This window comes from Cupriavidus pauculus (assembly GCF_022179805.1).
Taxonomy (GTDB): Bacteria; Pseudomonadota; Gammaproteobacteria; order Burkholderiales; family Burkholderiaceae; genus Cupriavidus; species Cupriavidus pauculus_E.
In genome coordinates this window covers 247731-260995 of record NZ_BPUO01000008.1, presented here as the reverse complement: position 1 = coordinate 260995, position 13265 = coordinate 247731, and the positions used below count along the sequence as shown (strand labels likewise).

Below are 13265 nucleotides of genomic sequence, written 5' to 3'. Positions count from 1 at the left end.
AAGCCATGCGGCGCAGGTGCGTCGCGGCGCTGCCGATGCTGGCCATCGCACCATGGCTGCCGGCGATGGCCGGCGGGCGCATCGCGCAGTCATCGCGCACGCTGATGGGCACGCGCGTCGACATCACGCTCGATGGCGTGGACGCATCGGTGGCGAATGCGGCGATGCGGGCTGCGTGGTCGGAGATGACGCGCCTGGCGGACATGATGAGCCGCTACCAATTGGGCAACGCGGTGCACGCCATGCACCTGTCGGCGGGGCTGCAGCCGGTTGTGGTGCCGGCCGAGATGATGCGCGTGTTGAGCGCGGGGCAGGCGGTAGCGGCGCGCAGCGAGGGCGCGTTCGACATGACCGTCGGCGCGTTGACGGCCTGGCGCTTTGATCAGTCGATCCCCGTGGTGCCGTCGGCCGATGAAATCGCCAGGGATCTGCCGCTCGTGGATTTTCGCGATGTTGTGCTGGACCCGCACCGGCAGACCGCGTTCCTGCGCCGCAGGGGCATGCGCGTCGACCTGGGCGGCATCGCCAAGCTGCCGATTCTGCAGGCTGGCATGGCGGTACTGAAGTCGCATGGCGTGACGTCAGCCATGATCAATGGCGGCGGCGATGTGCTGGTCATCGGCCAGCGAGGCGGCACAGGCTGGCGGATCGGCGTGCGCGATCCCGTGGCGCCGGACAGGCTGCTTGGCGTGCTCGGTGTGCAGGGCGATACCGTGGTGGCCGCATCAGGCGACTACGAGCGCGCGTTCACGGTGGCGGGCCGGCGCTATCACCATATCCTCGATCCGCGCACCGGCATGCCGGAACAACGCATGCGCGGCGTGGTGCTGCTGGCGCGCGATGTCGACGCAGTCAACGGCATGGGGCCGGCGATGATGGTGGCGGGGCAGGGGGCTGCCCGGCGCTGGCTGGCCGGCATGCCTGGGGTGGAGGCGCTGATGGTGGAAGCTTCCGGCGAACGCTGGATGTCCGCCGGCATGCGGCGCCGCCTGGCTTAGTGACTTAATGGCTCAGTCAGCCACGGCCACGGCCACCGTCACCTGCTTCAGCGCGTGGAACGGCTCTAGCTGCGATGGCGTGGCTTCGCCATCGGTCACCAGCGTCCAGGCGCGTTCGAGCGGGGTCCAGTGCTGCTGGCGCGCGCGGCCGAGCTTGGTCGAATCGACCAGCACGAAGATGTCGGCCGCCTGGCGGATGATGCATTCCTTCAGATACGCCTGTTCCGCGCTGGCCTCGCACAGGCCCACGCCGGCCACGACGCCATCGGCGCCCAGGAACGCCTTGTCGACGCTGATGCGTGACAGCGCCACCTGTGCCAGCGGGCCGAAGGTGCCCATGCTCGACGGCCGGACATCGCCGCCGATCAGCGTGACGCGGATCTTGGGTAGCCCGGCCAGGGCCGTTACGGCCAGCAGGTTGGTGGTGTAGACGTGCAGGTCTTCGCGCGCGGCCAGCAGGCGGGCCAGTGCGGCGGCCGTGGTGCCGCTGTCGAGCAGCACCGCGTCGCCGTCCTGCACGTAGCTTGCCGCCAGGCGCGCAATGGCGTCCTTCTGGTCGCGCTGCAGCGCCTTGCGTTCTTCGAGCGAGGCTTCGGGCTCGTGGCCGCCCACCTGCATCAGCGCGGCGGCGCCGCCGTAGGTGCGCACGATGCGGCCTTCGCGCGCCAGCGCGGTCAGGTCGCGGCGCACGGTGGCTTCCGACACGCCCAGGCTGGCGGTCAGGCGTTCGACGTTGGCCTCCTCGCCCGCAAGCACGAGTTGGAGGATGGCGCGGCGACGGTCGGCGGCTTTCATGACAGGGGCGGAATGAAAAGGGGGATCGAAAAATGATCCCCGATCTTACAGCAGCGCCAGCGCGATCAGGCGCGGCGCGTGGCCAGTTCGGCGCCCTGACGCAGCGCTTCGAGCAGGCTGCGTTCGTCGGCGATGCCCTTGCCGGCGATGTCGAACGCGGTGCCGTGGTCCACCGAGGTGCGGATCACCGGAAGGCCGACGGTGATGTTCACGCCTGCTTCCAGGCCCAGCACCTTCACGGGGCCGTGTCCCTGGTCGTGGTACATGGCCACCACGAGGTCGAAGTCGCCCCGGCCGGCGCGGTAGAACAGCGTGTCGGCCGGCAGTGGGCCTTCCACGTCCACGCCTTCGGCGCGCAGCGCTTCCACGGCCGGAATGATCTTCTGCTCTTCTTCGCCCTGGCCGAACAGGCCGTTCTCGCCCGCATGCGGGTTGATGCCGCAGACGCCGATGCGCGGTGCAGCGATGCCCGCGCGCTTGAGCGTGGTGTTGCCGCGCTCGATCGTACGACGCACCAGGCCCGGCTCGATCTTGCGGATCGCATCCATCAGGCCGATGTGCGTGGTCACGTGGATCACGCGCAGCTGGGGCGCCACGAGCATCATCGACACTTCCTGCGTGCCGGTCAGGTGCGCGAGCATCTCGGTGTGCCCCGGGAACTTGTGGCCACCTGCGTGCAGCGCTTCCTTGTTGAGCGGCGCGGTGCAGATGGCATCGATCTTGTCTTGCTGGGTCAGCTGCACGGCGCGCTCGATGTAGCGGAACGCGGCGTCGCCGGCCACGGCGGACAGCTTGCCAAACGGCAGGTCTTCAGGGATCAGGCCCAGGTCGATGACGTCGATGGTGCCTTGCTCGAAGCGGGCTTCGTCGGGCGACTGGATCGCGCGCATCTTGAGCGCCGAGCCGACCAGGCGGCCGGCCTGTTCCAGCCGGCGCGCATCGCCAATCACCAGCGGGCGGCATTGGGCGTAGACGCTGTCGTGCGCCAGGCTCTTGACGATGACTTCGGGGCCGATCCCCGTGGCATCACCCATCGTGATGCCGATTACCGGAATGTAGTCGCTCATTTGTCCATGTCCCGTTCGTGGGGAAAATCAATCTTGGCGCATGGCTTGCCAGGCAAGCCAAAGCGCGGCCTCGGTGCCGAACGCGCCCGCCTTGGTGGCAATGCGGCGCGTGGGGCCCGTTGTGGTTTCGGATAGCGGCACGCCGGCTTCTACCTCGCGCTTCAGCGCCAGTGCGCCGATGCCGGCGGCGGCCAGCATGGCACGCGCCGTCTCGCCGCCAGTGGCGATCAGGCCGCCAACGTGCTGGAAGCTGGGCAGGATCAACTGTGCCAGTGATGTCGACAGCTGCGGCCCTTCGGCCGGGTCGAATGCGTCGTCGCGGCCGATGCTCACCAGCATGTCGCGGCCTGCCGCCAGGCATTCGGCGATTTCCCGCGCGGCCTCGGTCCAGTCCGCGTGGCTGGCGCCTTCGCGCAGCGCTTGCGGCGGCACCACCAGCGAGTCGATGCCGGCGCGCTCGACCAAATAGCTGGCCTGCTTGCCGGACACGCCCGACATGCTGCCGACCAGCGTCAGGATCGGACCGGTGTGATAGTCGGGGGCGCTTGCCGTGCCAGTCTTGGCGACTGGTGCCGCCTGGGCCAGCGCGCGCGCCAGGCCGCCCGATCCCACCCAGAACACCGGGGTGTCGAGTTCGAGCGAAGCCTGGGCCAGCGCCAGCAGGTCCTGCTCGGCTTCGGCATCGCACACCACGGCCTGGAAGCCCTGGCCGAGCCATGCCTTCAGTTGGTCCTGCACCGCCGCCATGCCGGCGCGCAGCGTGTACAGCGAAATGCGCGCGGTGCGCACGCCTTGAGCGTCCAGCAGTGCCACCATGTCGGCGGTGCCGGTCAGGCCCTCAAGGCGCCAGATATCGGTGTCTTCGAGCGGTTGCCCGTTGACGAACATGCGGCCGTCGCGCGTGACGCGACCCGTGGCCGGAAACGCCGGCGCGACGATGGCCAGGCCGGCCACCGGCTGCAGCGCGGCGGTCTCGGCAGCCCAGTTGCCGCGCAGCGTGGAATCGATCTTCTTGTAGACCCGGCGATCGGCACCATTGCCGTGGAGCCAGGCCGACAGATTGCGAGCGGCCGCGTCGGCAGGCGCCATGCGGCGGCTGTCGACGTCGGTGGCCACCACCTGGGCACCGCCAACATCGGCGGCCGCGTCCAGCGTGACCACCGTGCGCGCGCCGTGCGCGGCAAAGCCAATCGCGCAGTCGGCGGCGCCGGACAGGTCGTCGGCGATGATCAGCCAGCTCATGCGGCGGTCCTGGCCAAGGCGGCGCCGGACTTCATCGCCACGCGGCGTGCCACGAAGGCGGTCAGCAGCGGGGTCAGCACGGCGGTTACCACCACGCAGGCTGCGACCAGGATCGTCGCGTGCTTGGCGGCTTCGGTATAGACCGGATTGGCCGCCGCCACCAGCGTTGGCACTGCTGCCGCGTTGCCGGCGGTACTGGCCGCGGCTACCCCGGCCACGCCGGTGCCGCCGCTCAGACGGTCGGCGATGTAGAGCGTGAAACCGGTCACGATCACCACGGCAACGCCCAGGCCCAGGCCGAGCATGCCGGCCTGCCACACCTTGTGCAGGTCCAGCCCGGCGCCCAGCGCCAGCGCGAAGAACGGAATCATCACCGGCACGGCCTTGCTCAGGAAGTCGCGCATCTCGCGGTCGAGATTACCCAGCAGCATGCCCAGCATCAGCGGCAGGATGCTGCCCACCAGCGTGGGCCACGGAAAGGCAGCCAGACCAGCCACGCCCAGCGTGACCATGGTCAGGAACGGACCCGACTCCAGCGACATGATCGAGTAGGCGCCCACGTCCTCGGGCTTGCCGTACTGGCCCATCAGCGCCATGTACAGGCCGCCGTTGGTGTCGTTCATCGCGGCCACCACGGCCAGCGTGGACAGGCCCGCGAACATGCCGGCGCTGACCGGCGACTCGCCCAGGAAGTGGCCCAGGATCACGCCCAGCACGATGGCGGTGCCAACCTTGGTGCCAAACAGCACGCCGCCTTTCTTGATGATGTAGGGGGTGGCCTTGATGCTGATGCTGGCACCCATGCAGACATAGAAGACCGCCAGGATCGGCAGCGCGCCCGTGAACAGGGCATTGGTGAACGAACCAAAGAACTTCGGACCCTCCGGGGCAAACGTCGCGACCAGCGAACCGATCAGCAACGGCACGATCATCATGCCGCCCGGCACGCGCTCGATGGCGCGCTTGATATGAATCTGCATCGTCGTCTCCTGCCGCGTGGGGTGCGGCAACTGTGTTGTACGCAGGCGTTTGATCGGGTTTTGATCGATCTTGATCGAATCGATCAAACGTGGGGCGAAGTGTAGGCCAATCGCCAGGATTTGACTAGTTTGATCAATAATTTGATCGAAATGATCATTTGGCCACTTGCGTCCCTGCTTGCGACCTCGCAGCACACACCTGCGCTATCGTATGGCTCTTGCTGCCCATTCACCGCTTACCCATCGAAACCAGGAGCCCACCATGAGACTGATCGGCATGCTCGATTCCCCCTACGTGCGCCGTGCGGCGATTTCGCTACGGCTGCTCGGCCTGCCCTATGAGCTGGAGCAGGTATCGGTCTTTCGTACCTTCGAGCAGTTTCGCGCGATCAATCCCGTGGTCAAGGCCCCTACGCTGGTTTGTGACAACGAGGTGGTGCTGATGGATTCGACGCTGATCATCGATTACGCCGAGGCGCTGGCCGGCCGCAGCCTGATGCCGGCGCACCTGGCCGCACGCCAGCGCGCGCTGCGCATCGTCGGCGTGGCGCTGGCCGCCTGCGAAAAAGCCGTGCAGAACGTCTACGAACACAACCTGCGGCCTTCGGAAAAGGTGCACCAGCCTTGGGTGGAGCGCGTCAATGGCCAGCGTGTCAGCGCGTTCGCTTTGCTGGAATCCGAGATGAAGTCCGTACCCGTGCCCGCCGACGAGCAGGCGCTCGACCAGGCCGGCCTGACGGCGGCCGTGGTGTGGACGTTTACGCAGGCCATGCTGCCGGGACAGGTGGATCCGGCAGAGCACCCGGCGCTGGCTGCGTTCACTGCAGCGGTGGAGGGGTTTCCGGCGTTCCAGGCACTGCCGCACGAGTGAGCCGGGAGGGTTGACGACACAACTGGTCCCACCGTGTTCGATACCCCACCAAGACCCCCACATTCGGGTGATGTGGCATCAGCCGCGATGCCTCAGCATACCGGCGGGGCAAAAGGATCCTTGCCCCGCTACCACTTCAGCCCCGCGACCTCCCCGGCCAGCGGGGCTCTTTCATTGGGGCTGCGAATATCTTCAGCGCGCCTTCAGGATCGCCTCAATCTGCGCGGCGGCTTGCCGTAGCGGCGGCAGGTAGTGTTGTTCGAGATAGGCCTGGTCGCGGCTGCCCAGCACCATGCTCAGGCCCAGGCCCGCCACGGTCTTGCCGGTCTGGTCGCGTAGCGGCACGGAGATGCCCGCGAAGCCATCGACGAGTTCGCCAACCAACGTGCAATAGCCGTCGGCGCGCACCTGGGCGAGCTTCTTGGCCAGGGCCGGGCGTGAGCTGATCGTGAACGGGGTGAGCTTGCGCAGCTCGGCGTCGGCCAGGTAGGCAGCGAGTGCCTCGTCGTCGAGCCCCGCGAGCAGCACGCGGCCCAGCGAATGGGCGTAGGCCGGCATGCGGCGGCCGATGGCCATGTCCACGCGCAGCAACTGGCGCGGTTCCTCGCGCGCCACCAGCACCACCGATTCGTGATCGAGCATGCCGATCGAGCAGCTTTCGCCGGCCTCGGCGCACAGCGCCTGCAGGTAGGGGCGCGCCAGTTGCGGCAGGTTCATCGACGCAAAGTAGGCGTAGCCCAAGTCCATCACCTTTGGCGTCAGCACGAACTGACGTCCCTGCTGCGCCACATAGCCGTTGTGTGCCAGCGTCAGCAGCAGCCGGCGCGCGGCGGCGCGCGTCACGTCTAGTTGTTCGGCCACGTCCTGCATGGTCAGGCGCTCCACGCCTGTGGCGTACAGGCGCAGCAGTGCCAGGCCCTTGGTCAGGGAATCGAGCAGTTCTTCCTTCTTGGGAATGTCGATGGCGTCTTCGGAGGTCAGGGCGTCGCTGCGCGGCATGTGGAATCGGAAATGGGGGGTATCTGCGGGTCAGACCTGACTTGCGTCCTCGTGCCCGATCCGTATGATAGGCGTTTTGCGAACATTTGTTCGCGGAACGTGGATCGGTGAAAACCACGACACCACGACAGAACAAGAACGAGGAGATGGCGATGAAGGTGATCACCACCGCGCAGGCGGCGGAAATCGTCCAGAGCGGCTGGACCGTGGCCAGCGCCGGCTTTGTCGGCGCGGGACATGCTGAGGGCGTGACCGAGGCGCTGGAGCAGCGCTTTCTGCGCGACGGCCTGCCGCGCGACCTGACGCTGGTCTATTCGGCCGGGCAGGGCGACCGTGGCGCGCGTGGAGTGAACCACTTCGGCAATGCCGGCATGACGCGTGCCATCGTGGGCGGGCACTGGCGCTCGGCCACGCGGCTGGCCACGCTGGCGATGAACGAGGAGTGCGAGGGCTTCAACCTGCCGCAGGGCGTGTTGACACATCTGTATCGCGCCATCGCGGGCGGCAAGCCGGGCATGCTGACCAAGATCGGCCTGCATACCTTCGTCGATCCGCGCACCGGCCAGGACCCGCGCTACCACGGCGGCGCCATCAACCAGCGTGCGCGTGAGTCGATTGGCGCCGGCACCGCGAACTGGGTGGAGGCCGTGGACTTCCGGGGCGACGAATACCTGTTCTATCCAAGTTTCCGCATCGACTGCGCGCTGATCCGCTGCACGGCCGCCGACCCGCGCGGCAACCTGAGCACGCATCGCGAGGCGTTTCACCACGAACTGCTGGCGATGGCGCAGGCCGCGCACAACTCGGGCGGTATCGTGATCGCGCAGGTCGAATCGCTCGTGGACTTCCACGAGAACCTGCAGGCGATTCATGTGCCCGGCATCCTGGTCGATTACGTGGTGGTCAGCGAACAGCCCGCGCATCACCAGATGACGTTTGCCGAGCCGTACAACGACGCGTACGTGCGTCCATGGCGCGGCGAAAAGGCCGAGGCTGCCGAAAAGGCGAAGGAAGCGCAAGTGCTGCCGTCGGCCAGCACGCCGCTGGACGCGCGCACGATCGTGCAGCGCCGCGCCGTGATGGAGCTGGCCGCGCGCCGGCCGCGCGTGGTGAACCTGGGTGTGGGCATGCCGGCCGCCGTGGGTGCGCTGGCCCATCAGGCCGGACTCGATGGCTTCACGCTGACCGTGGAGGCGGGCCCCATCGGCGGCACGCCGGCCGACGGGCTTAGCTTCGGCGCGTCGGCCTATCCCGAGGCGGTGGTCGACCAGCCCGCACAGTTCGATTTCTATGAAGGCGGCGGCATCGACCTGGCCATCCTGGGGCTGGCCGAGCTTGATGGCCACGGCAACGTCAACGTGAGCAAGTTTGGCGAAGGCGAGGGCGCGCTGATTGCCGGCGTGGGCGGCTTCATCAACATCACGCAGAGCGCGCGTGCCGTGGTGTTCATGGGCACGCTGACGGCCGGTGGACTCGAAGTGAATGCCGCGAATGGCAAGTTGAGGATCGTCAAGGAAGGGCGGGTCCGCAAGATCGTCCCCGCGGTATCGCACCTGAGCTTCAACGGGCCGTATGTGGCTTCGCTGGGTGTTCCCGTGCTGTACGTGACCGAGCGCGCCGTATTCGAGATGCGCACCGGCGTCGACGGCGAGGCCCGGTTGACGCTCACCGAGATCGCTCCCGGCGTGGATCTGCAGCGCGACGTGCTCGACCAGTGCGCCACGCCTGTGGCCGTGGCGGCGGACCTGCGCACGATGGACGCGCGGCTGTTCCAGCCGGGCGTGATGACGCTCTGAAATATTAGAAAGGCGGCCGGCTGTACCCGGCCCATATTGGAGGAAACACTGTGCAACACCGTCGTCAACAACGTCGTCTGGCGCTATCCGCGCTGGCCCTGGCAGCCGCGCTGCCGTTTGTTTCCGCGTCCGCGCTGGCGCAGAACTTTCCGGACAAGCCGATTCGCCTGGTGGTGCCATTCCCGGCGGGCGGCCCGACCGATACCGCCGCGCGTATCATCGGCCAGAAAATGAGCGAGACACTCAAGCAGCCGATCGTGATCGACAACCGCCCGGGCGCATCGGGCACCATCGGCACCGAAACCGTGGCCAAGTCCGCGCCCGATGGCTACACGCTGGTCATGCTGGCCACGCCCACGCTGCTGGCGCCGCACCTGCTGCCGCGCAAGGGCTACGACATCTTCAAGGATTTCACGCCGGTTGGTAACGCCTACGAACTGCCGATCGTGATGGTGGTGAACCCGACCGCGCTGCCCGATGTGACCGACCTGCAGTCATACATCGCCCGCGCCAAGGCCGCGCCCGGCAAGATGAACTACACCAGCGCCGGCAATGGCAGCTTTGGCCACCTGTCGACCGAACTGCTGAAGAACCTGGGCCATTTCGACGTGCAGCACGTGCCGTACAAGGGCAGCGCGCCGGCGATCTCGGATCTGCTGGCCGGCCAGGTGCCGATGATGTTCTCGGACATGATTGCCGCGCTGCCGCACATCAAGGCGGGCAAGCTGCGTCCGATCGCGGTGGGGTCGGCCAAGCGCGTGTCGTTCGCGCCCGACGTGAAGACCGTGGCCGAGCAGGGCTTTCCGGGCTTCGACGCGTCGTCGTGGGGCGGGCTGCTGGTGCCGGCCGGCACGCCCAAGGATGTGGTGGCCAAGCTGTCCGACGCGCTGAAGGGCGCGCTGGCCGACTCGACCGTGCAGCAGAAGATGCTCGGCGCGGGCACCGTGGCCTCGTACCAGACGTCCGAGCAACTGACCTCGCGCATGCAGAACGACTACGCGAAGTGGGGCAAGGTGATCAAGGACAACGGCATCAAGAGCGACTGATCCTTGCAGGGCGGCGCGCCGGGTCCCGCCAAAGGGTGCGTGGACCGGGCCGGCGCGGCCGCATCGTCGTGGCTCAGGCCTGCACCTGCAGCGTCTGCTGGAACTGCGACACCCCATGCAGGTCACGAAGGTCCACGGTCATCGCGCGCGACGCGGGATCGATATTGACCTCGCCAAAGAACTGGAAGCCCGCGAACGGCGACATGTTCTGCGCGGTGGGCGCCTTCTGGTAGACCACGCGCGGGCCGAACGTATTGTCGAGCGGGTTCGGGCCGAAGCTGCCCGCATTGAGCGGACCGGCCACGAATTCCCAGAACGGATCGAAATCCTTGTACACGGCGCGCTCGGGCGAGTAGTGGTGCGCGGCGCAGTAATGCACGTCCGCCGTGAGCCACACCACGTTCTTCAGCCCCGCTTGCTTGATGCGCGTCAACAGCCGTGCGGTTTCGAGTTCGCGACCCAGGGGCGGACCGTCGCCGTTGGCGATGGCTTCCCATTTCGGGCGTCCTTGCGCGTCCTTACCGTCAGGAACACCCAGGCCGATCGGCATGTCGGCGGCAATCACCTTCCAGGTGGCCTGCGACGCGCTCATCTCGGCCAGCAGCCAGTCCAGTTGCGCATTGCCCAGGAAAGGGGTGGCCGCGCTTTCGGCCGTCTCGCGGTTGTAGCCGTTCGGGCCACGGAAAGTGCGCATGTCCAGCACGAACACATCGAGCAACGGGCCGTAGGCGATCTTGCGATGCACGCGCTCGGCCAGACCCTGGCGGTGCCAGCGCATCGGGGCGTTTTCCAGAAAGGCGCGGCTGCCGCGCGCCACCAGCAGGCGCACATCCTTCTCGGTGTAGCGCGCGTCGGCCGACAGGTCCTTCGAATCGGACCAGTTGTTGGTCACCTCGTGGTCGTCCCACTGCCAGATCTGCGGCACTTCGCTGGCAAAGCGGCGGACATTGGCGTCCATCATGTTGTAACGATGGCGGCCGCGGAATTCCTTGAGCGTCTCGGCCACCTTGCTGACTTCCTCGGTGACGACATTGCGCCAGATGCGGCCATCCTCGGCTTTCTGCTCGGCCGTGATCGGGCTGTCGGCGTAGATCGTGTCGCCGCTGTGGATGAAGAAATCGGGGTTGCGCTGGCGCATGGCGTCGTAGATGCGCATGCCGCCCAGATCGGGATTGATGCCCCAGCCCTGGCCCACGGTGTCGCCCGACCACACAAAGCGTACCGGCCGGTCTGCTGTCATCGCGCGGGTGCGGAAGGTGCCGGCCATCCAGTCGCCTTGGCTACGGCGCTGCTCGAGTGCTTCAAAGGCCACGCGCACGTGGTACTGCTGGCCCGGCAGCAGGCCGGTCAGTTGGGTGCGTGCGGTGAAATCGGTCTCGGCGGCGGCCTGCGGCCCTGAAATGCGCAGGGCGTTACGGAAATTCGCGTCAGTGGCGTATTCGACCACCATGCGCGACAGCTGCCCGGCCCGCGCCCAGACCACCAGGCCGTCGTCCGATGGATCGCCTAGCTGGATGCCGTCGGGCGCCGCCGGGCGGCCGGAAGCCACCACGGCCGGTGCCGCCAAGGATGCGGGGCCGAGGATGGCAAGGCCGGCGCCCAGCCCCAGGAATCGGCTGGAAGTGCGCAGGAAGCGGCGGCGGGTGGCGTCGGAAGGCTGTTGCGTAGGCTGATTGGTCGTCATGGCGGGTCGCGTCTGATGGTGATTGGATCACGTGGCCGGGGCGCTATGCTCGCCAGCTTTTGTGACGCGTTGTTGACACGTCATTGACATGTCAAACGCCGATACTGCCCAGCGGGCCCGGTGTCCGCTGCCCGACTCTGATGGTAGAATCCAAGTCTTTGATTTTCCGGGCAATTCATCTTTTCGCGTGATTCCTCCGCGATTCGGCCCGTTGAACCGTTCCAGACGCGTGTCCGTTGCCTCGGCTCCGCGCCCTGCACAGACACTCCATTGATGACGATGACGAACACCCCAGACCAGACCCCAGCAGCAGAGCAAACGTTCGAGAGCTTCGGGCTGGATGCGCGCATTCTGCGTGCCTTGTCCGACCAGGGCTACACCAAGCCCACGCCAATCCAGGCACAAGCCATTCCCGTGGTGCTGCTGGGCAAGGACGTCATGGGCGCCGCACAGACCGGCACCGGCAAGACGGCCGGCTTTGCACTGCCGATCATCCAGCGCCTGCTGCCGATGGCCAACGCCAGCGCATCGCCGGCACGCCATCCGGTGCGCGCGCTGATGCTGACGCCCACGCGTGAACTGGCCGATCAGGTCTACGACAACGTGGCGCGCTACGCGCAGCACACGGACCTGCGCAGCACGGTGGTGTTCGGCGGCGTCGACATGAACCCGCAAACCGATGCGCTGCGCCGTGGCGTGGAAATCCTGGTGGCAACGCCGGGCCGTCTGCTCGATCACGTGCAGCAGAAGTCGGTGAACCTGTCGCAGGTGCAGATGCTGGTGCTGGACGAGGCGGACCGCATGCTCGACATGGGCTTCCTGCCGGACCTGCAGCGCATCATCAACCTGCTGCCGGCCCAGCGCCAGACGCTGCTGTTCTCGGCCACGTTCTCGCCTGAAATCAAGAAGCTCGCATCGAGCTACCTGAAGCTGCCGGTGACGATCGAAGTGGCGCGCAGCAACTCGACCAACGAGAACGTGCGCCAGCTGGTCTTCCCGGTGCAGGACGGCCACAAGCAGGCTGCCGTGGTGCATCTGCTCAAGCAGCGCGCCACCGAGCAGCAGTCCAAGCAGTGCATCGTCTTTGTGAACAGCAAGATTGGTTGCTCGCGCCTGGCGCGCCATCTGGAGCGCGAGGGCATCAACGCCGCCGCCATCCACGGTGACAAGACGCAGACCGAGCGCATGCAGACGCTGGAAGGCTTCAAGAATGGCTCGATCGACGCGCTGGTGGCCACCGATGTGGCGGCTCGTGGCCTCGACATCCCGGCCATGCCGTGCGTGATCAATTTCGACCTGCCGTTCAGCGCCGAAGACTATGTGCACCGCATCGGCCGTACCGGCCGCGCCGGTGCCAGCGGCGATGCGCTGTCGATCTACGTGCCGGGCAACGATGACCGCCTGCTGGCCGACATCGAGAAGCTGATCAAGCGCAGCGTGCCGCGCGGCAAGCTCGACGGCTTTGATCCGACCGGCGAGCGTGCGCGTCAGGAAGAATCCGACCGCCGCCGCCAGCGTACCGAAGTGCGCCGTCCGCGTGAAAACGGTGGTGAGAGCGAGGAACAGCCGACCTCGCGCCGCCGTCGTACCGAGCCCAATGGTGGTCCGGCGTTCCGTCCGTCCGACGATCCGTTCTTCTCGCGTCCGTACGAGCCGTCGGGCAACTACACGCCCGCGCCGAAGACCGAAGACCAGCTTGCCGCAGCACTCGCGCGCGGCCGTCAGGCGCCCAAGCGTCCGGTGGCAGCGCTGCTGGGTGGCGCGCCGCGCAAGTCGTAATTCTTGTA

Annotated in this window: 11 protein-coding genes; 5 read left to right on the top strand and 6 right to left on the bottom strand. The window is 67.1% G+C overall.

Annotated elements, in window-relative coordinates; genetic code table 11:
* Positions 1-5 precede the first annotated feature (5 nt).
* Positions 6-998 (top strand): FAD:protein FMN transferase, encoded by a 993-nt coding sequence (locus MFF62_RS18715; RefSeq protein ID WP_238264620.1) that lies wholly within the window; start codon positions 6-8, stop codon positions 996-998.
* A gap of 12 nt (positions 999-1010) precedes the next feature.
* Here the strand turns inward: MFF62_RS18715 and MFF62_RS18710 are convergent, their stop codons facing one another.
* From MFF62_RS18710 to MFF62_RS18695, 4 genes are all read right to left on the bottom strand, one after another.
* Positions 1011-1793, bottom strand: coding sequence for a DeoR/GlpR family DNA-binding transcription regulator (locus tag MFF62_RS18710; protein ID WP_238264619.1), 783 nt, complete (start codon positions 1791-1793; stop codon positions 1011-1013).
* Positions 1794-1858: 65 nt separating this feature from the next.
* Positions 1859-2860 (bottom strand): 4-hydroxythreonine-4-phosphate dehydrogenase PdxA, encoded by a 1002-nt coding sequence (pdxA, locus tag MFF62_RS18705; protein ID WP_238264618.1) that lies wholly within the window; start codon positions 2858-2860, stop codon positions 1859-1861.
* A 27-nt stretch (positions 2861-2887) separates the two neighbouring features.
* Positions 2888-4102: a four-carbon acid sugar kinase family protein gene (locus MFF62_RS18700; protein WP_238264617.1), complete on the bottom strand. Its 1215-nt coding sequence runs from the start codon at positions 4100-4102 to the stop codon at positions 2888-2890.
* A complete protein-coding gene (locus MFF62_RS18695; RefSeq protein ID WP_238264616.1) occupies positions 4099-5082 on the bottom strand; it encodes a 2-keto-3-deoxygluconate permease in 984 nt (327 codons plus the stop codon). Before MFF62_RS18695 ends, MFF62_RS18700 begins: the two co-directional genes overlap by 4 nt.
* A 262-nt stretch (positions 5083-5344) precedes the next feature.
* Between MFF62_RS18695 and MFF62_RS18690 the strand changes: the two genes are divergently transcribed.
* Positions 5345-5953, top strand: coding sequence for a glutathione S-transferase family protein (locus MFF62_RS18690; RefSeq protein ID WP_238264615.1), 609 nt, complete (start codon positions 5345-5347; stop codon positions 5951-5953).
* Positions 5954-6145: 192 nt separating this feature from the next.
* On the opposite strand, the gene MFF62_RS18685 is transcribed toward MFF62_RS18690, so the two are convergent.
* Positions 6146-6952, bottom strand: a complete 807-nt coding sequence (locus tag MFF62_RS18685) for an IclR family transcriptional regulator domain-containing protein (RefSeq protein ID WP_238264614.1) — start codon at positions 6950-6952, stop codon at positions 6146-6148.
* Between the two features lie 152 nt (positions 6953-7104).
* Between MFF62_RS18685 and MFF62_RS18680 the strand changes: the two genes are divergently transcribed.
* Positions 7105-8748 carry an acyl CoA:acetate/3-ketoacid CoA transferase gene (locus MFF62_RS18680; RefSeq protein ID WP_238264613.1) on the top strand — a complete coding sequence of 548 codons (1644 nt, stop codon included), beginning with the start codon at positions 7105-7107 and terminating at the stop codon, positions 8746-8748.
* Positions 8749-8798: 50 nt separating this feature from the next.
* A complete protein-coding gene (locus tag MFF62_RS18675) occupies positions 8799-9794 on the top strand; it encodes a Bug family tripartite tricarboxylate transporter substrate binding protein (protein ID WP_238264612.1) in 996 nt (331 codons plus the stop codon).
* A 73-nt stretch (positions 9795-9867) separates the two neighbouring features.
* Here the strand turns inward: MFF62_RS18675 and MFF62_RS18670 are convergent, their stop codons facing one another.
* Positions 9868-11478 (bottom strand): alkaline phosphatase D family protein, encoded by a 1611-nt coding sequence (locus MFF62_RS18670; protein ID WP_238264611.1) that lies wholly within the window; start codon positions 11476-11478, stop codon positions 9868-9870.
* Positions 11479-11751: 273 nt separating this feature from the next.
* Here MFF62_RS18670 and MFF62_RS18665 point away from each other — a divergent pair, with 273 nt between their 5' ends.
* Complete coding sequence (locus tag MFF62_RS18665; protein ID WP_238264610.1) at positions 11752-13257, top strand: DEAD/DEAH box helicase; 1506 nt, start codon at positions 11752-11754, stop codon at positions 13255-13257.
* The last annotated feature ends 8 nt before the right edge of the window (positions 13258-13265 follow it).